Raw genomic sequence first — 18,451 nt, 5'->3', positions numbered from 1 at the left:
AGGTGGCTCAGGATCGACAATCTATCGCCAGGGCCGCTGGTCGAGATTTCTATCATCCAGTCCTCGGTCTTCTCAGCCTCCACGAGCACTTCGTCAGACCAGGCAATGACTTCCTCAGCTTCAACGAAGCCACCAGTGATTCCTTTAATGAAATATTCCGCTTTAGTACGATAATCCATTCCAGCTACCAATCAGATTGTTTCCGCCGTACCAAGCCGTTTCTTGTCAGACGAAAATATAATCGAGCCAACCACCTCCCCAAAGGCATCCTCTCTTTATCGAAACAAAAAAGTTAAGAGCAAGCTACCCTGCCGGGAAAAAATTCCCTAAATTCTTTATCCGCTTTGGCCACACCCTGTTAAGGCAGATAAAAAAGAGTATTGGTAACACAAAAATACAAAACAACTAGGACCGTCCCCTGCTGAATGTGTTGACGACCAGAGAAGACTTTCCCATACGCCGCGGTCCCCGAACCAGCACATTCCCTGGGCCGAGCTGAAACGGCGCAAAGTCATGCGGGTGGCGGTTACCTATGCGGTAGCTTCCAATGCCATCATTGAATTTGCATCGGCAACGTTTGGTTGGTTCGACATTCCTAAATGGGCATCTATACCAAAATGCGCGGATTATCCCTTTACCAACCAATCCGGTCGATTTGTTGAACACTGTCGAAATGGAGATCGTTACTCAATACGGGAAGACCGTACTCTAAGGCCAAGGCGGCGATCCACACATCATTTTCAGGAATTGGTGTTCCCTGCTTCCTTAGCCCATGACGAATGGTAGCATAAAATTGAGTCGTGGTTTCCAAGATAGCGAGCACAGTACACGCTTTGGCAAAAGACATCAATTGTGGCTCGAATTGTTTTCGCAGTTTTGAGCCACGCAAACCATAACGGTATTCTCCCAATACAATAACCGGCAGATACACTTCATCAGTGGAAGCCAGCACAGACACCAAGGCTTTTTCTCCGTCGAAAAATGCTGAAAGCGCATTCGTGTCGATGATCACTCCCAATCCTCCGGAATCACCTGCTCACAGGATTCCTCAATTCGCTGGAGGATGCGGCTGGATTCTTGCCGATCTTTCTTCAATAAGCCTGCGAATCGCATCCAAGGCTTTTCAGTCACTGCCGTTTCATCCGCTGCCAGCTTCGCTTCTATCGCTGAAGTTACAAAAGCGGTCATGGTTTGCCCCTTCCGGGCTGCGGTAGATTTGGCTCGGCGAAACAAAGAGTCGGGAAACTCGAGGGTGGTTTTCATGATTATAGTCTCACCCATATTTATGGGTCTGTCAAGACTCAGCTCTTCCTGGCATGTACTCCCCAGTTTGATCCGACGACATCCCCCTTCATCCTAAATTCCGCAGACGGGCAGGCTTGATGTCATTACCAGATGTAAGTGGGCTAGCTGTGGTCCTCACTGCGCCCTGCTTACAACGCCACCAGGGCGGTAAGACCGCACGTCCCATTCGGGTTGAATGATTAAAAAAATCTCTTCCCCTGTTGGGTGAAAGCGGTCTTTCTCCCAAATCGCTCTCTAAAAAATACTTGAACTCTATGTATTCATTCAACTGCGGTTTTAGGTTCATTACAGCTAGACACAGCCGGCAACAAGTCCTCTAATAAGGAAGAAGGGTTCCGCAGGTTCCTTTCCCCAGACATCATTTATTCTGGACAGCAGTGGCCAATCGGAAACTTGATAATTGACCACTGACCCTGTCTGCTTGCGTTGGAAGGATCGAACATAAACAAACCAGACCCCCTAACAAACCTCTCACGATGCGACTTCGTAGCGGAGGCAGACATCGTAACGGGTAAGGATTTCGGGTTGCGCCCTCAGGCCAGCGATGGTTCCGGATGCATCCTCCCGCCAGCACGTCCTTGATTACATGACCATGCACATCTGTGAGCCGGCGATCGAGCCCGTTGTGATACCAGGACTGTTGCGAAAAAAGACTGCGTTCTGTCAAGAATGAAGATATGACCCCGTTCTTCACCTCTGCCTTTTTAACTGTAACCTATGTGCCCGGTAAATGTGTTACCGATGCGTCCGGTTTATACCAGTGGATGAGAAGACTCGAAATAACCGACATTGCCTTACACTGCGAAATCGGCAGCAGTTCATTCTATTCCACACAAATTTAAAATCACGTGGAGGAGATTCCGTCCCAATGCCACAAAAAGCGCTCAAAACAGACGACTCCCAATCACCCCTCAATACAATTTCGCTCCTAAAGAAGTGGTCCCAACCGTTCACAGATCAGAGAATACTAAAATACTAGGTCCGGCACCTTTTTCCTTCGGCTTGCTTTGATTGGTAGGGCTTGTTGAAGCAGCTGCCATTTGCTGTAAGCTTAGGTTAAGGTAGTTTTATTCAGTACCGTCCTCTATTCCTATCTTCTACCAATTAGAATTTGAACGAGTTCGACAGATAAACGGTCCTCGGATTAGGGATACGGACAACGGACAACTGCCCATCTGGATTGGTTTTAATCGGGATATCGCCACTTTCGCCGACAAGGTTTCTAACGTTTAATTGTACTGTCCAATCGATTTTCTCATCAAAGAGCCTTTTTCGGTAAGTAATCCATGCATCTCCACTAAACAGTTCATCACCAAAAAATGGTTTACTTAGATCAGGAATCGTAACTCCAGATTCTGGCTCTAGCACAAACTCATAGCCTGTTGCAGCACTATCTTCCCAACGAACAGCTCCTCCGACCGAGAAGCCTTGGAAAAGGCCCTCTGAAAACTCATAAGTGCTAACGCCCGTAAAACGCCATTTACGTTGCTCACTTGATACCGTGCCATCAAGAGCTTTGGCGGCACGAATGGGTGCAAGTATTGAAGTAAACAAAGGCACATCATAAACGAAATTCGACCGTTGCAGGAATCCGTCTTCGAAGAGTTCACCAAGCCTAGCTGACTGAACAGCTGAGATATAACTTTCCACCGTCTCCGACATCACAGACGCGGTGTCGTTTTGGACAGTTTCCTGCTTACTGATGTTAGCCATAAGACGCCAAGAGGAGGTTGGATTTGCGACAAATTCAACCTCAAACCCTTCTGCAACTCGGCCCTGCGTGGATCCGATATTCGGGATATCGTCGTATACATATTCATTCCATAAACCATCTCCGTCCGTGTCGACCTGCCGTGGATTTACAACGTCCACCAAGGCTTGAGGAAGAGCCCCTAACTGGGCACTATACCAGCTATCATAACTCTGTATCGGGAAAGAAGCAGGGCCACCGTTTACTCCTGATGGAATGTGATCTGCCCAAGGGATACCGGTCAATTCACCCATGCGATGTTCTTCTATTCGATCAAACACGTGGTTAGCCAAATCAAAACCGAGCCCTGCCGAGATATCGGCTAAATCAGTTTCAAACCAGTTGAATTTTATTGAATACTTATTATCATCCAAACTGATCAGAAATCCATATTCCTTAGTTGAGCCTGTAGGCTGACCGATAGGTTGACCCAAGGCATTGTTACGGAGACCAATTGGATTGAAATTTTCCGATTCCGCATAGTGGACTTGCAAGTCCATACCGAAAGGAAGCTCGCCCATAAACTTTTCAGGATACCGGCCAATTACGCTCCAGGTTGTAGTATCTCCGGTTTCAACCAAACTAGGAGTTGATGAAAGCTTGGTGAAATTTGGATCATGGTGTCCGTTCGGCAACCTTCTTGAGAAGCCAGCTTCGTCCTCATTGTTTCTGGAAAAACTTTCCGTGTCATCCTCACGATACCCGTAAAGCCCAACGATATGATCATCCAAAAAGTAACTCTGCCAAGAAATGGCCTTCGCTTCGATAGAGGTCCTAGAGATACTCTGATCACTCAGGAATTGCTCTATGAAAGCGGTCCCGGCTTTAATTGTTCTGTCTCCGGCAACACCATTATTCAACGGTCCAGCAGGTGTCGTATCTACATAATGATAGTTAAATTCGTATCCAGGTTCATATTTTTGGATATCGATGGGATGGAGACGGATATCGTCCATCGATTGCACACCAATAAGTGATTGTTCACTAGTATATGCCATTATATTGAGAGTTCTTCGGCTATCGGGAAATTCACTCTGCAGAGCAGATTTTATGTTAAACTCGTTACTATTAATGGAATCTCTAAAATCCGACCCTAAATTATCTCTCGTATGGTCATTATACAATCCGGTGAATTGATGATGCCCCAGAAATTTCATCCATCCAGATTTTTCTCTAAAATCCAGTTTCGCAAATGCTGTCACGCGAACAGTTTCTCGCTCGATTTCATCAAATTTCTCTCGTGGGCCTCTGACACGCGTAAGAGCCCTTCCGAGGTTCGGATTGAGCTGCCCATTGGTCAAGTATACCGAATTGTCTATGCTAATGTCGTAAGGACCAGTAGTACTGCCACCTTCTCCACCTGAAAATGGAAAGTCTTGGTGTGATTTGTATGATTGCTTGTCATAAGCAATTTCAATACCCGCCTGATTCTTAAAAAAGCTCTGCTCTAATGCGAAATTAACAGCATTGAAATCTCTGCTAACTCGGTCAATTCCATTACTATACATGTGATTGCGGTAGTCGAATACGTCACGGTTTTGCAAGGTCGGGGCAGCAAATCCTATTGCATAGCTTTCACCGTAGGTACTGTTGGTCATATAGTGACGAACCTGGCTCACAGGTGTGTCACCGGGTGCGTTAGCCCCAAATGTGTTTATAGCAAGCGGGGTTCCCGCTAAACCCGTGCTATCAAGTGTATCTCTAGATCTTGACCATGGGGTCAATCCATTGAACCCCTGTATCCCACCACAACAACCAACATCAGCCTCAGATCCTCTTGTAGCATATACAATTCCTGCCTGACGGAAAAGAGTTGGATGAATATTAGTGTTTACACGAGATTCATTGCTGCCGGTTCCGAGCGGATCGTCATGCAACGCTTGGAACTCCCAAGTTCCTCCTTCACTAGGAGAAACAGTAGTAAGAGGAGCCGTTGTCCCGATGTACTGCTGAATGGAAGCCGGTATCGGCTCAAACCAATTATGGTAACCAACCGTGGGGGGAATGATTTCCAAGGGTGAACCACCGGATGTACCGGTTTCCCCATTCGCCCTAAATCTGGTCTCATCGAGAAAACTACTGTTGCTGTTAGGTAATAAAATTACATTTAGTGCCGCATAAAATCGTTCGTCCAAATTAAATGCAGGATCCTGCTTGTATTGCACATCGTCTCTCAGAGCCGCAATTCGCAACGAGACCCGCCCATCTATCAAATTGCGGTTGATATCAATTTCCGATCTAAAACTCCCGTAATTATCTAGCCGGAATTTTACCTCACCAAAATCAGTGTTATGCACTGCCTGCTTTGTAGAATTATCGATGACGCCACCTGGACTTCCTATTCCGAAAAGAAGCGAGTTTGGACCCCTACTTACGGTAATCCGGTCAGTATTATAGCTATCAAATGCGATATCAGTCAGGAAAAGCCCTCTGGTTAAATCTGCATTACCCAATCCTCGAATGCGTTGGTTCAGTTGGGGATTTGTTCGTGCATCTGGTTGCAAAAAACGTCCAAATGCATCGGGTTCTGCACCGGTGAAATTTCCATTATTGCCTCCGACCTCCGTGTTCGTTGTGTAAGAAAGTAGTGTTGCTGCATCGGTGGCACCAAGGTCACTCATTAATTCTGAAGTGACCACAGATATCGCTGCTCCAAGGTCCTTGAGATCCGTTTTTATTCGAGTCCCAGATAGCGTGCTTGTAGCCAAATAACCAACCGTTTCATCGGATTGAATTGTGAATGGGCTTAAGTCATAAACTTGATCCTCATCGCTACTTGGCTGAGCCCCTGCGATCGTTGTCCCTAGGGTTAATACTGCTGAGAGTGTTTTAAACCAATTGTTCTTTTTTGCGTTCATATCAGTCTTTTGAATGGGTTTTTGTTCTGATTCTGAGGTTATGATTACCTGGTCTAGAGACGGAATCTCCGACCGCGTTATGGCAAACGCACCCGTTTCCAAATCCTGTTTGAAAACAAGAGGCGTGCCTTCAAGCATGCGCTCCAGCGCATCCTTGGGTAACAACATCCCAACTACTTCCTGAGTCTGAACTCCCTTCACACCCTGCGGATCAAAGACAATGCTGAGGCGAGATTGCTTCGCGAACTCCTTCAGAGTTTGCGTAGCATCGCCACCATCCAAATCGAAGGATTGGATGTCAGAGGCTATTGATCTTGCGGAGAACATAAGGAGAAGAACCGCCGCAGACAAAAGCCCTCGCCAAAAATCATGTGTCGAAACAAACATGTTGTGAAGAGCAATTTAGCGGCGTCGAACATAAGAAGAGATTGGGTTGTTCAGAGAAAACAAACCTCAACGCCGCTTTTTCCGTTAAAAGAAATTTAAGTTAATAATCATTTTTTAGTTTTGTATCAAAAATTGAGTATAAGAAATTCCTGCAATCGTATCGAACAATGGGGCACAGTTGAAATTTCCTGATAGCTTAATACGAATTACGGCGTAGGCTCCAGACTCGGCGTCAAAATCAACGGTCAGAGGAGTATCCTTGAGCATGATACGCAGGGCAGAACGGGGTTCATGCTCTCCGCTTACCGCATGGGTCTTTACTCCATAAACACTTTGCGGATCAAAAATGATTTCGACATTCGCCTGCCTGGCGAATTCCTTAAGCGTGTTCGTGGCGAAGCCTTCAGGTATGTCCAAACGGGTGGTTTCTTTTTCCGAACACCCGGTGAGAAGGAAGGAAAAAACAAACCCCAAAACGAGGATGAGATGTGTGAATGATTGGCGATCCGGTTGCATGGATGGGGTTTAGGTTCGAAGCTATGCTGTAGGAGTGGGTTTATCCCCCGATTGTTCGAAGGCCTACAAAGTGATCGGGGGATAAACCCCCTCCTACAATTAAATCAATCATCGGTGAAAATTTTGGACTATTGGGCTTCTCGCAGAACAATCTCCCTGCTTCCACGCCAATCGGCTTTCATGCCGAAGCTGGATTCCATCAAACGAACAAACCCTTCCACATTGTCCGACCAAAATGAACTGCTTAGCTTGATCATTTCCAAGGACGGATCACCGAGCACAACCTGGATTGGATTGCTGCGATTAAACTCTTCCACAATCAGGCCCAAGGGTGCCGAATCAAAATCAAGCAACCGTGGTTGCCACCGCATGACTTCCTCAATTTCCGGCAGGCTCAGGTTGGTCACTTCCACATAGGGAATCTTGGAATTCAGTTTCACAATTCCACGTTGGCCTATCCCGAGAAATGAATCTTCGACGGCTATGTCTGGTCTGGTTTCTGAAGATTTAGTGAGAACACTTACTTTGCCTTCTGTAACAATCACTCCGACTTCGTCATTGGACAATTTCACACTGAAGATGGTACCCACCGCCCGAACATCCACACCCGCCACATTGACGATAAACGGTCGACCCGGGTCTTTCGCCACTTTGAAATTAGCTTCACCTTTGGTGAGGTTTACGCGGCGTTCGTTTGCCGAATAGACAACCTCGACAACAGCACCGCGATTAATTTCCACCTTGGAACCATCCTCCAGCAAACGTTGCTCGATGCGCGCCATCAATTCGATCGCGGGTTTTATCTCCATTCCGCCCGGTTCCTGGGTTGGCCAGGAAAAATACACCGTCAACGCCAGCGCGGCGGCGACGGGAAGAGCCGTCATCCAGGCAATCAGTTTCCGGTTTCTTTTGGGTTCCGGAATAAACGCATTACCAGGAGCCAGTAGATCGGGATCCACCTGCGCATGGTGTGTGGTCTGCAATCCAGCCAAACGGTCGAATTCCTCCCAACCCCATTCGAAGAGAGCCATAGCTTCCCGGTGACTTGGGTCTTCGACCAACCATTCAGTGTAGTCATCCTGTTCCTGCGCAGTCAGGCCTCGGTCTATCCTCAGCACCCATTCGGCTGCTGCTTGTTCGACCTGCGAGTCCTCATTAAAATCGGGTGTTGAATCTTTCATTTTGCGAATCGGGAGGTATATCCCTGTTGCCGGAAAAATGCGATGCATTTGCGCAGTCCGATGGTGCCTTGTGCTTCCACCGTATGCTCGGATATTCCCAGTTTTTTGGCGACCTCCTTTTGGGACAAACCGTAAATCTTGCGTAAGGTCATCACCTGACGGCAACGGTTGGGTAAAGATTGGATTGCCTGGATTAAATGTTGAAATTCTTCCTTAACGACCATGGATTCCGGCGGGCTGTTCACCTCGTCCATAATACTCAATGGATCGACCTCGGTGGCACCCTGAGGACGTTCGTACTTCAAATGGCGCAGTTGGTTGAGCGCGAGATTCCTGGTAACTACGAACAGAAATGCCCGCGGATTAACAATTGGTCCGGAACCGTGCGCCTTGAGTAAGCGCGTAAAAGCCTCCTGAACCAGATCGTCGACATCCCCAATGGATGGGAAGCGGGTGCGCAGCCAGCCACGAAGGTCGTTTTCGTGGGGGAGGACCTCGTCTACGAACCACCGCGCCTGTTCTGTGTCCTGATCTTTCATTCAATAAGTTGAGCAGGTAGAAAAATAGTAGACCTACCGAATGAAACAACACCTGACTTGGAAAAACCATTAAAGAAATTTTGAGAAAATGCACTTTTTCTTTAAATCGCTGATTCCTCGTTGAATCCAGACGATATTTTTAAAGTGGCTAAAAGACATGAGCATGTCCAAGAACCAGGAAACGACTCCTTTTCAAGACTATGATTTGCTTGGGCGAAGTCGTCTTCCACTCGGTTCAGCGCAAGACGCCTGAATGGTGGATTTTGGGGAAATCAGAAGACGGAGGCAGCAATTTCGAGGCTGGCTTTGCGTTTTTGATGGTCGAATATCGAACTGGTGATGATGATTTCGTCGGCCTGTGTGCGCTCGATGAAGCGCGCGACATCTTCCTTTACCTTTTCGGGACCGCCTATGGCGCTGCATTCCAAAACACTGTTGAGGATCGAAGCGTATTGAGGAGGCAGACTTTGCTTATAGTCCTTGATCGGTGGGGGCAATTGGCCGGGTGTGCCGGTGCGGAGGCGAATGAAACTTTGCTGGAGCGAGCTGGCCAGAAATTCCGCTTCTTCATCAGTTTCTGCGGCTATTATGGTCATGGCACCGAAGGCGTAGGGTTTGCTTAACTGCGCACTGGGGCGGAATTCGTCTCGATAGATCATGAGTGCATGGTCGAGCATTTCCGGAGCGAAATGGCTGGCGAAAGCATAGGGAAGGCCCAGCGCAGCGGCGACTTGCGCGCCGAAGAGGCTGCTGCCTAAAATGTAGAGCGGGATTTCGGTGCCTGCACCCGGGGTGGCGGTGATGCCTGTTTTCCCATCGTCGGCAAAATAGCTTTGCAACTCCATCACGTCGCGGGGAAAAGCTTGCGGGTCGCTGCTAAGCGTACGGCGAATCGCCTTGGCGACGAGCTGGTCGCTTCCCGGTGCCCGCCCCAGCCCCAAATCAATGCGATCCGGATAGAGCGCTGCCAGCGTGCCGAATTGTTCGGCTATCACCAAGGGCGCATGGTTGGGGAGCATGATACCACCGGCACCGACCCGGATTGTTTTGGTAGCCTCTGCAATGTGGCCGATCACCACCGAGGTGGCGGCACTGGCGATGCCCGGCATGCCGTGATGTTCAGCCACCCAATAGCGCTTAAAGCCGAGGCTCTCAGCGTGGGTAGCGAGGTCGACGGCGTTAGCGATGGCCTGGGCGATATTACCACCTTCGATAACGGGAACCAAGTCGAGCAGGGAATATGGGGTCATAGAATTCAGATGGCGACACGTGGGGTAAATGCCAAGTGCAAACGAAAGCGGGCGAGTCGGATGGCACGACAAATAAAATCCTACCTGATCGAACACATAAGCATGTATTAGTTTTTTATTTGTTCGAAATCCCTAAACCTCCAAAAGAGAAATTAATTGTATGGAAGCTGCAGCCACACTTTAATCTCAATTTTCTAAAAGAAAACGACACCACAGACTAATGAGCACCACCTATAGACCGCTTGCTGAAGTAAGAAAAGACCTTCGAGTGTCGTGGTATCGTTGTCCGGTCGAGCGCGCAAAACTTCGTGAGTTGTCGATACGAAGTGATTTGAAAGGATTGGTTCAAGCGGGAGGACACTTGCTATTACTTGTAGCCACCGGCGCTCTTTCGTTTTACTTTTGGCAGCAACAGATTTGGGTTGGATTTTTTGGCGCGCTATTCTTGCACGGATCGATTGGAAGTTTCTTTTCGGGAATCGGTGCGCATGAACTAGGTCATGGCACCGTATTTCAATCCAGGTGGCTGAATAAATGTTTCCTCTATCTGGTTAGCCTTTTAAGCTGGTGGGATCCATTCGACTACGGCCTTAGCCACACCTATCATCATCGCTATACTCAATTCCCCGAAGCAGATCGGGAAAACTTGAGTCCACTTGTGCCCTCGTTGCGTTGGCACCTCCTAGTCCAACTATTTACGGTGAACGTATTCACTCAACCGGGACGCAGTTTCGCCAAGGGCGGTCTTCTCTCAACGATCTGGGTCACCCTGAAATCGGCTTGTGGAGTCGTCGGATCGACAAAGGCTCCGAGTAGAGAATGGCTGCAGGCTTTGCACGAGGATCAGCCAGAGGAATTCAGGAAGTCGGTATGGTGGTCGCGCCTGCTACTGCTTTTCCACGGATCCTTGCTGGCAGTTTCGATCGTGAGTGGTCTGTGGATATTGCCCATTATCGTCTCTTGTTTTGCGTTTACTGCCAATTGGCTTCGTTACCTTACTGGCATGACCCAGCACTGTGGCTTGCGCGACAACATCCCGGATTTTCGCAAAAGTACGCGTTCAACCAAACTCAATCCGCTGGTCGAGTTTCTCTACTGGCACATGAACTGGCATACTGAGCACCACATGTATGCGGCAGTTCCCTGCTACAACCTCAAGAAGTTAGCCAAAGAAATCTCAGAAGACATGCCCGAACCGCGCACGGTCCTTGGCGCGTGGCGAGAGATGCGCGAAACCTGGGAACGACAAAAGGCCGACCCGAATTATGAGTTCGACACTCCAGTGCCTCAACCGAAGGAGAGTACCCACGCAGACGATACCGACGAACTGGCAAGTTCAATCGGCGAGTTGGCTCCTGAGGGTTTGCGGTAAATCGGAAAGAGAGTTAACAGGTATCGCCGGGAATGACCGCGTTTCGCCATTCTCATCTCAATCTTACTCTCAATCTCAATCTTACTCTTACTCTTAATCTTAATCCTCATCTTAATCTTAATCGATTAATTAAAAGGAAAAACACTATTCACTTCTTGTCGTGAGGAATAGGGTCGTTTTTGCCAATGACCTGGCCTTCCCAAACAGGGGTTCTGTCGTAGTAGGTCAGAATCCGGGCACCGCTTCCAGGCGTGGGACCATTGTCGATTTTAGGTAACCATTTTCGCATGGATTTCAATACAGGTTCGTTTTCGCTGTTGCCGGCGAGGTTCGTCCATTCGTTCGGATCGTTGACAATATCGTAGAGTTCTTCGGCTCCGTCGACGTAGTGAATGTAACGCCATTCTTCAGACACGATGGAATAGTTGCCCTGATTATGAGAAGTGATAGCAGGGCGTTTCCGAGGAGCTTGCGCGTTGGTTAACTGAGGTGTCAGACTTAGTCCTTCGAGATGATCGACCTCAGGTAGATCCACGAGGTCCACCAATGTAGGATAGATGTCGAGCAGCTCTGCAGGTCGATTGGAGCGTTGACCCGGAGTTACTCCAGGTCCGGCAAAAATAAGTGGTATCCGGGTAGAGCGGCGCCAGAGTGTATTTTTCCCGGTGATCAATTTCTCACCGAGGTGATAACCATGGTCACTCCATAGAACTACGATCGTGTCATCCTTGTGGCCTGACTTTTCGAGTGCGTCGAGGATGCGACCAATCTGGCTATCCACAAAGCTGGTCGACGCCATGTAAGAGCGGGCGAGATTGATGACCTGATTATTTTCTTCGAGCCATTTTAGGCGTGGCTCAGGCAAACTCCAATGAATCCACCAGGAAGAACGAGAGGTATCATCTCTGTCATCCTTCCGCATGGGGGGCAGCACCGATTCGTCGTTGGGATAAAGGTCGAACCACTTCTGAGTAGCGAAACAGGGAACATGTGGGAGAAAGAAACCAGCGGACAGAAAAAAGGGTTTTCCATCGGGCATGTTTTCAAGCATTTTGATTGCCTGAGAAGCGACATCCCAATCGCCTTTTTTGGTATCGTCATTATCGTCGGGCCACACTCCCCAGTCCATTAAAGGATGGTTACCAAAGGGAGTTGTAGGAATTAGTTTCTGAGGCGGTGTGGAACCTACCCCACCCCGCGAACCCCAATGCTGGAACTCTGGATTAGGCGTATCTGCTGGTTGACTACGGATGCTATGATAGATTTTCCCGTTGCTGTAAGTCTGGTAGCCGTTGTTGGCGAAATGTTGCGGTAGCGAAATGAGGTCTTTCCACTGAGGCACATCTCTGAACCAGGGAGCGAGTCCGTGAATTCCTGTGGTGCTTGGGCGAAGACCCACCATCAAACTCGTGCGCGAAGAATTACACAACGGGGATTGTGTATGGGCATTGGTAAAGAGCGTTCCGCGAGCGGCAAGCTTGTCGATGTTCGGTGTTTGAACCAGCGGATGGCCATCCATGCAGCCGATCCAGTCGTTTTGATCATCGATAGCGATGAATAGAATATTGGGCTTATGGGCAAAGCTTGTGCTTAGCGTTAGGGTCAGGGTTGAAGTGAGAAGAAGAAAGAATCGAATCATGATTTCAATGTGCTAAAATGTTGGAACTGCACAAGGTTTTAATTTGAGAAGAGGGAGTTTATAGGTTGGTCGACTTACCTGATCTGCCCTAAATTAGGTACATTCACAAATTTACCATATGAAAATAGAGTTGCATATAGTTATACTATATGAAGAATGCTTTGCTGATGGTTAAAAGAAAATATTGGATAAACCGCATAGAGTCGGCCTGGAAAGAGCGCAGTCTGATTTGGCTAAGCGGGGTGAGACGCTCGGGCAAGACCGTGCTTTGTCAAAGCCTGGAAAGCGTAGAATACTTTGACTGTGAACTCCCGCGTGTGCGGCGCGAAATAGGGGACCCTGAAGAATTCTTGGGATCACTGAAAGGACGACGCATCGCTTTGGACGAGATACACCGATTAGATAATCCCTCGGAATTACTGAAAATTGCCGCTGACCATTTTCCCGAAACGAAAATCATCGCAACCGGTTCCTCAACACTAGGGGCATCCGCAAAGTTTAAAGATACCCTGGCAGGACGAAAACATGACATCTGGCTATCACCGATGATTCTCGAAGATTGGGAGGCGTTTGAAAACTTCGGTTGGGATCACCGTTTTATCAGAGGTGGTCTGCCTCCGTTTTACCTAGCTGAGAAGTATCCGGAAAAGGATTACCAGGAATGGATGGAGGCTTATTGGGCAAAAGATGTTCAGGAGCTTTTCAGGGTTGAGCGTAGAGCATCTTTCTTTCGCTTTTTCGAACTTCTAGTCCAACAGAGCGGGGGAATGTTCGAGGCCAGCTCACTAGCTAGCCCAGTTGGGGCGAGCCGGCCTACCCTTTCCAACTATCTGCAAATACTACAGGAGACTTACGTCTTTTTTGTTCTTAAACCTTTCTTCAAGTATAAAACAAAAGAAATTATCTCGGCACCAAAAGTCTATTGCTTCGATACAGGATTCGTAGCTTACCAGCGAGGCTGGTCAACAATTCGCGAAGAGGATAGAGGTCCGCTATGGGAGCATTTCGTACTCAACCAGTTTTGTGCCCATGGCTGGAAGGATCAATTGAGATATTGGCGGGATAAACAAAAACGGGAGGTAGATTTTGTGTTGTTGCGACGGGGCAAGCCGCCATGTGCTATAGAAACGAAGTGGAAAGCGAATCCTGGCGACATTGGAAACCTGGCTGCCTTCCACCAAAGTCATCCGGAATCAGATAAAGTTATCCTCGCTAACGACGTAGACCGAACATTCACCCGAAAATTTAAAGACATGCAGGTTCGTTTCATGAGTCTTCCGGCCTTAATCAAATGGTTGTAGTGTGATTGCCAGACCATTTTTGCAATGCTCGTCTCCATCCTTAAAAATGGTGGTATTGACTCTGCAAGTCTTAACGCTTGGATGTCTTGGAATTTCGGCAAGTCGAATGTTTATATTAAAATAAGGATGATTAAGAGTAATTTTCAAAATCTTAAAGAAAGGCAGCTAGTGATCGGGACGGTCACAACGGTGGAGGATTTGTTATTCCTTGATCAGGAAGGTCCACCCATGGAGATCGACGTCTTTGAGTTCCGGCTCGATAACCTACGGGAGCATCTCGACCTGGCAGAGTCCGTTGCGAATAAGTTGGAGGGCCGAGTTCTCATCACTGCGCGTCACCCAGATGAGGGCGGCGTAGGAGATCTGGATGAATCAGAGCGCCATGAGCTGCTTGCCCGTTTCGTCCCCAAAGCTGCGATGATCGACCTTGAATTGCGCTCGCTTCAGGATTCACAGCTGTTGTGTGAGTTGGCCAACAAAGCTCAGGCTGCTGGCGTCATCCTCATTGGCACCATGCATGATTTTGAAATGATGCCGGCTTTGATCGATCTTCACGACGCAGTCGGAAGCGCCTTAGAGATAGGTGTCGATATCGTGAAGATCGCTGTCGTGGTCGAACAGATGGTCGATGTATTTAATTTGGCCGAGCTGGTCGAAGCCACCGAAATGCCGGTCAGCGCGATGGGAATGGGCCCGCTTGGCAAATTATCGAGACTGGTGCTGGCGCGCGCTGGATCAGTCCTGAACTATGGTTATCTTCGCGTATCCAACGCACCCGGTCAATGGCCCGCAAGCGAGCTGAGGCGATTGATGGATGAAATTTCCTGAGCAAACAACTTATTCAAACGCTCGAACCGTAAAACGTAAAAGGAAACTATGGCTGACAAAGAAAAGATCTATATGATGAATGCGCTGTGGTTTAAGCCCGAGGGTGGCGCAGAGAAATATCAAGAATACTTGAATGCGGCTCTAGGGTTTGTGGTGAAATATGGAGGTAAAGCAACGGACTTATATCATCCGGATGAATCCTTAATCGGCGAGTTCGATGGAGACCTCGTGTTTTTCGTCGAATGGCCCAATCAAAAAGCCTTCGACGATTTTCGTCTCGATCCAGATTTCAAAAAAGTGAGACCTCTCCGCGAGGCCGCGATTCGGAATTCGTTATTGATACGTTGTTCGAAAGTCTAGAGCCGCTTAACTTTAGGTAGTCGCAACTATTCTGATTTGGGTAGGGCTCGATCGCCGAGCGAGCCGTCTTAGAACCGGAGCATTAGGGCCTGTACAGACCTACCATAAAATAGCGTACAAATAGTGTGTGACATCTTTTGAAATCGCACCCCCTTAAAACAGGTTGCCTGCAGTAAGTTTGAACTGTCGTTCTTTTCCTTTATTTTCGACGAGCGTTAATTCTCCATCTCGATAAGTTAGATCGGCAACCCCCTTAAAATCTTCTGGGACCTCGAGCAGAAACAGAGCGTAGCTGAATTCCTGAGTCTCATCGGCATCGATGTAGCGGTAGAGCGAGTGATCAAAGATCTTCCCTTTGGCAACCAGGTCGTGGCCAGGTTTGTGGAGTCCTGTCGTTCCAAACTCAAGACCACGGGCGAAGGGGTTTCCATCTTTGACATGCCTCCAAATATTTACCCAAGGGTAATCCGAAGCTTTCCACAAGTAGCCAACTAACAGGCCAGTAGTTGGGCTGATTGCGGTGACCCATCCATACTCTTCTTCCACAATGAAAGAAACCACGTTCGGTGAAGGATCGTTTTTCAAAAAACGCAAGTCCACTTCGGTACCGTCCTTGGTGAGTGATATTGGCCAGCGCACTTCAGGATCTTCCGGATTCGGCATGGAGCGCTCCTGCATAAAGCCGCGGGTAGCGTTGGTGTCGACTATGGTGGATTCATCAAGAAAGGGACCACCTATCGTCGGATGCTGAACGATGTTATAGATTCTACCAATTGGATTTGTGTTCGTAACAAATTCTGTGACCAACACGACTTGCGAGGATTTCAACATAGAAATGGATCGCTCGGCTTTTATACCTGCCATCGGCAAGTCAGCCTTGAGGCGAACATTCAACTTTCCGCTAGCCGATTCCATCTCGTGCGATACGGCCCACCATACTTGAGTGGCTTCACCATGATTCGTCATGCCATGAGCCTTCTCCGCTTCCGATGCGGATCCCCAACGGTCGAGGCACAGGAAATGTCCCATCGAGCGAGGCAGCATAGGAGGCGATTCATCCGCATTTGGGCTAAATGACCACGAATCCCACTGCAAAGGATTTAGACCATCAGGGCCTAATCTAAATTCGGAAATGGATCCCCCGCCTAAATCGACAACCAGCTCCACCTTCTCACCTTCCATTTTTATAGTGGGTCGAGAATCTGCGGCAAGGCCGGTTGAGCTGATCATAATAAATAAAATAAAAATTGGGCGCATAAAACTCATTTTTCTCAATAGTATTGAACGGCCTAATTGTATGTGCGAATCCAAATGTCCGTCAACAGGTCATACATGTCGGGGTCGTGTAATTTAAGGTCAATATTATTGAATGGATAAAAATCATTCTCTCCGAAAAACGCCTCGGTGCATTCGGCGAAGTATTCCTTATGATTGGTAATGGCGTAAGCCATCTGCGTTTCGTGATTGCGGCGTTCGACCCTTTGATAAGAACCATTTTCCTTGGCCTGTTCATAGAGCCTCAGTAGTTCGGGATGATCGAATCCCAACACCAGGTTATGATAGGCATGCGCCAACTCATGAAGAAGCAACATCGGCATGCGCACGATTTCTTTTTCGAAGATCGCCGTGTTGGTAAATTCGACGCCCTTTACTTTATCCGGTTGCATGCCGTTCTCAATCAACCAGTCTTCGCTGGGGTGAAATTCCGCGCGTGGCCGCCGACCCTCCTTGGGTAACGACACCCAGAGTTGAATGGACTGCAAATACACAACGGCAGTCGCAGGAATCACCTCTATCACTTTTTGGCACTGGGCTTTCAAGAGCCTCAACGTTTTCTCGGTTTCCTCAGGTTTCTGTTTGCGAAGATCTTCACTCACCCGGACGACCCAACCTTCAATAAGCTGAGTAACGTAACCATCGACCTCCATTCGGGGATCAGCGGCCTTGAGCAATTCCACGTTGAGCCTGCAACGCTGCTGTTCAAGTATCCTTTCGTAGGCTTTGACAGCTGCAATATTCTGAAGTTGATCAGGATCCACTTTAAGATCGTAGAGTTCCTCAGAAGGCGGAACACGAAACGACAAGTTCACCAACTCTTTCACTTCCTGGTTTTCGCGATTATGCCGTAGGTATTGTTTCGTAGGAGATGGATCGATGTTGTAAGAAAAGGCTCCTGGTCCGGTGGGCCAAGGAGTAACCGCAAAATCGTGATTTGGATTCTCTCCCTCGACTTCACCCGTCAGCCATTTCTCAGGTTCGAAATTCCGGATGTAGAGGAAATCTTCCGTTCGGAATGCGCGGGAAGGGTTTCGATAGACGTGCTGCTCCATTCCGGTGAGAACGAAATTCCGATCAGGATTTACTTGGCCGGATTGATTAGAATTGAGGATGGGTATTATGGATTTTCCCGTCATCGCCTTGCCAGGAGCTAGTCCTGCGGCTTCCAAAAACGTCGGAGCAAAATCACATAGGCTGACAAAGTCAGAAATGGTCCGACCTCCCTTAACCTCGGATCCCCATCGAACCGCTAAAGGAACACGAGTACCCAGGTCATACAAGGTAGCTTTAGCACGAGGAAACGGCATGCCATTGTCACCACTTACCACCACGATGGTATTCTCCAACTCTCCCATTGCTTCGAGTTGTGCAAGGACCTCTCCCACTTCCCGGTCAAATCGTTGTACTTCCCAATAATAATCTGCCAAATCCGAGCGCACCGTTTCATTGTCAGGCAAACAGGCGGGCGGTTCAACAGCCTCCAAATCAATTCCACTTTTCACTCCGATACCGAGTTCATAGGGACGATGCGGATCTTGTCCGCCGTACCAGAAACAAAAGGGCTCATCGCTTTTTCTTTGCATTAGGAATTCATCGAATGAGCGATATCGTTCACCAAAGGAATCGCGCCCTCGAAATGTATGTTTGCTTGGCCAAACTCCTTTACCATAGCGGCCAATAAGATAACCCGCATCCTGCAACCGTTCGGTGTAAACGTCGTATTCTTCTCTGAGGCCTAGAAAAAAGGGCCTAGAAAAAAGGGTCAATCCAATACTTAATACTATTGCCCTCACTGGGTGCATAGATACTCTCCTTGTTTGATGGCCAGGAAAGTTAGATTTGAGCAAGCGGGTGGGTTATACCACGTGATCAACCGAGGCAATTATC

At 48.2% G+C, this 18,451-nt stretch carries 14 protein-coding genes; 4 read left to right on the top strand and 10 right to left on the bottom strand.

Features of this window, described 5'->3' with window-relative positions; genetic code table 11:
- Positions 1 to 634: 634 nt before the first annotated feature.
- The 7 genes from O3C43_20215 to O3C43_20185 all read right to left on the bottom strand — a co-directional run bounded on the left by O3C43_20215 (position 635) and on the right by O3C43_20185 (position 9,786).
- A complete protein-coding gene (locus tag O3C43_20215) occupies positions 635 to 1,012 on the bottom strand; it encodes a type II toxin-antitoxin system VapC family toxin (GenBank protein MDA1068817.1) in 378 nt (125 codons plus the stop codon).
- Positions 1,009 to 1,263 (bottom strand): hypothetical protein, encoded by a 255-nt coding sequence (locus O3C43_20210; GenBank protein ID MDA1068816.1) that lies wholly within the window; start codon positions 1,261 to 1,263, stop codon positions 1,009 to 1,011. The genes O3C43_20215 and O3C43_20210 overlap by 4 nt, the downstream gene beginning before the upstream one ends.
- Before the next feature lie 1,146 nt (positions 1,264 to 2,409).
- Positions 2,410 to 6,300, bottom strand: a complete 3,891-nt coding sequence (locus O3C43_20205; GenBank protein ID MDA1068815.1) for a TonB-dependent receptor — start codon at positions 6,298 to 6,300, stop codon at positions 2,410 to 2,412.
- Between the two features lie 114 nt (positions 6,301 to 6,414).
- A complete protein-coding gene (locus O3C43_20200; GenBank protein MDA1068814.1) occupies positions 6,415 to 6,816 on the bottom strand; it encodes an STN domain-containing protein in 402 nt (133 codons plus the stop codon).
- A gap of 128 nt (positions 6,817 to 6,944) precedes the next feature.
- Positions 6,945 to 7,997: a FecR domain-containing protein gene (locus O3C43_20195; protein MDA1068813.1), complete on the bottom strand. Its 1,053-nt coding sequence runs from the start codon at positions 7,995 to 7,997 to the stop codon at positions 6,945 to 6,947.
- Positions 7,994 to 8,536: a sigma-70 family RNA polymerase sigma factor gene (locus O3C43_20190; GenBank protein MDA1068812.1), complete on the bottom strand. Its 543-nt coding sequence runs from the start codon at positions 8,534 to 8,536 to the stop codon at positions 7,994 to 7,996. Before O3C43_20190 ends, O3C43_20195 begins: the two co-directional genes overlap by 4 nt.
- A 272-nt stretch (positions 8,537 to 8,808) precedes the next feature.
- Complete coding sequence (locus O3C43_20185) at positions 8,809 to 9,786, bottom strand: LLM class flavin-dependent oxidoreductase (GenBank protein ID MDA1068811.1); 978 nt, start codon at positions 9,784 to 9,786, stop codon at positions 8,809 to 8,811.
- A gap of 220 nt (positions 9,787 to 10,006) precedes the next feature.
- Here O3C43_20185 and O3C43_20180 point away from each other — a divergent pair, with 220 nt between their 5' ends.
- The gene (locus O3C43_20180) at positions 10,007 to 11,158 is read left to right on the top strand and encodes a fatty acid desaturase (GenBank protein ID MDA1068810.1); all 1,152 of its coding nucleotides are present in this window, start codon (positions 10,007 to 10,009) and stop codon (positions 11,156 to 11,158) included.
- 148 nt (positions 11,159 to 11,306) lie between these two features.
- Here the strand turns inward: O3C43_20180 and O3C43_20175 are convergent, their stop codons facing one another.
- Complete coding sequence (locus O3C43_20175) at positions 11,307 to 12,797, bottom strand: sulfatase (GenBank protein ID MDA1068809.1); 1,491 nt, start codon at positions 12,795 to 12,797, stop codon at positions 11,307 to 11,309.
- Positions 12,798 to 12,964: 167 nt separating this feature from the next.
- Between O3C43_20175 and O3C43_20170 the strand changes: the two genes are divergently transcribed.
- From O3C43_20170 to O3C43_20160, 3 genes are all read left to right on the top strand, one after another.
- A complete protein-coding gene (locus O3C43_20170; protein ID MDA1068808.1) occupies positions 12,965 to 14,098 on the top strand; it encodes an ATP-binding protein in 1,134 nt (377 codons plus the stop codon).
- 126 nt (positions 14,099 to 14,224) lie between these two features.
- Positions 14,225 to 14,926, top strand: coding sequence for a type I 3-dehydroquinate dehydratase (locus O3C43_20165; GenBank protein MDA1068807.1), 702 nt, complete (start codon positions 14,225 to 14,227; stop codon positions 14,924 to 14,926).
- Between the two features lie 48 nt (positions 14,927 to 14,974).
- Positions 14,975 to 15,286, top strand: a complete 312-nt coding sequence (locus tag O3C43_20160; GenBank protein MDA1068806.1) for a DUF1330 domain-containing protein — start codon at positions 14,975 to 14,977, stop codon at positions 15,284 to 15,286.
- Positions 15,287 to 15,439: 153 nt separating this feature from the next.
- On the opposite strand, the gene O3C43_20155 is transcribed toward O3C43_20160, so the two are convergent.
- A complete protein-coding gene (locus O3C43_20155; GenBank protein ID MDA1068805.1) occupies positions 15,440 to 16,516 on the bottom strand; it encodes a hypothetical protein in 1,077 nt (358 codons plus the stop codon).
- Between the two features lie 59 nt (positions 16,517 to 16,575).
- Positions 16,576 to 18,366, bottom strand: a complete 1,791-nt coding sequence (locus O3C43_20150; GenBank protein MDA1068804.1) for a sulfatase-like hydrolase/transferase — start codon at positions 18,364 to 18,366, stop codon at positions 16,576 to 16,578.
- Positions 18,367 to 18,451: the final 85 nt, after the last annotated feature.

It is taken from the genome of Verrucomicrobiota bacterium (genome assembly GCA_027622555.1).
GTDB lineage: Bacteria > Verrucomicrobiota > Verrucomicrobiia > Opitutales > UBA2995 > UBA2995.
This window is presented reverse-complemented; position numbering and strand designations above follow the sequence as displayed.

What these genes read in the sequence shown, in the direction of transcription:
- O3C43_20210 (MDA1068816.1), bottom strand. Translation starts at nt 1,263, where the DNA reads ATGAAAACCACCCTCGAGTTTCCCGACTCTTTGTTTCGCCGAGCCAAA.
- O3C43_20205 (MDA1068815.1), bottom strand. Translation starts at nt 6,300, where the DNA reads ATGTTTGTTTCGACACATGATTTTTGGCGAGGGCTTTTGTCTGCGGCG.
- O3C43_20200 (MDA1068814.1), bottom strand. Translation starts at nt 6,816, where the DNA reads ATGCAACCGGATCGCCAATCATTCACACATCTCATCCTCGTTTTGGGG.
- O3C43_20195 (MDA1068813.1), bottom strand. Translation starts at nt 7,997, where the DNA reads ATGAAAGATTCAACACCCGATTTTAATGAGGACTCGCAGGTCGAACAA.
- O3C43_20190 (MDA1068812.1), bottom strand. Translation starts at nt 8,536, where the DNA reads ATGAAAGATCAGGACACAGAACAGGCGCGGTGGTTCGTAGACGAGGTC.
- O3C43_20185 (MDA1068811.1), bottom strand. Translation starts at nt 9,786, where the DNA reads ATGACCCCATATTCCCTGCTCGACTTGGTTCCCGTTATCGAAGGTGGT.
- O3C43_20180 (MDA1068810.1), top strand. Translation starts at nt 10,007, where the DNA reads ATGAGCACCACCTATAGACCGCTTGCTGAAGTAAGAAAAGACCTTCGA.
- O3C43_20175 (MDA1068809.1), bottom strand. Translation starts at nt 12,797, where the DNA reads ATGATTCGATTCTTTCTTCTTCTCACTTCAACCCTGACCCTAACGCTA.
- O3C43_20170 (MDA1068808.1), top strand. Translation starts at nt 12,965, where the DNA reads ATGGTTAAAAGAAAATATTGGATAAACCGCATAGAGTCGGCCTGGAAA.
- O3C43_20165 (MDA1068807.1), top strand. Translation starts at nt 14,225, where the DNA reads ATGATTAAGAGTAATTTTCAAAATCTTAAAGAAAGGCAGCTAGTGATC.
- O3C43_20160 (MDA1068806.1), top strand. Translation starts at nt 14,975, where the DNA reads ATGGCTGACAAAGAAAAGATCTATATGATGAATGCGCTGTGGTTTAAG.
- O3C43_20155 (MDA1068805.1), bottom strand. Translation starts at nt 16,516, where the DNA reads ATGATCAGCTCAACCGGCCTTGCCGCAGATTCTCGACCCACTATAAAA.
- O3C43_20150 (MDA1068804.1), bottom strand. Translation starts at nt 18,366, where the DNA reads ATGCACCCAGTGAGGGCAATAGTATTAAGTATTGGATTGACCCTTTTT.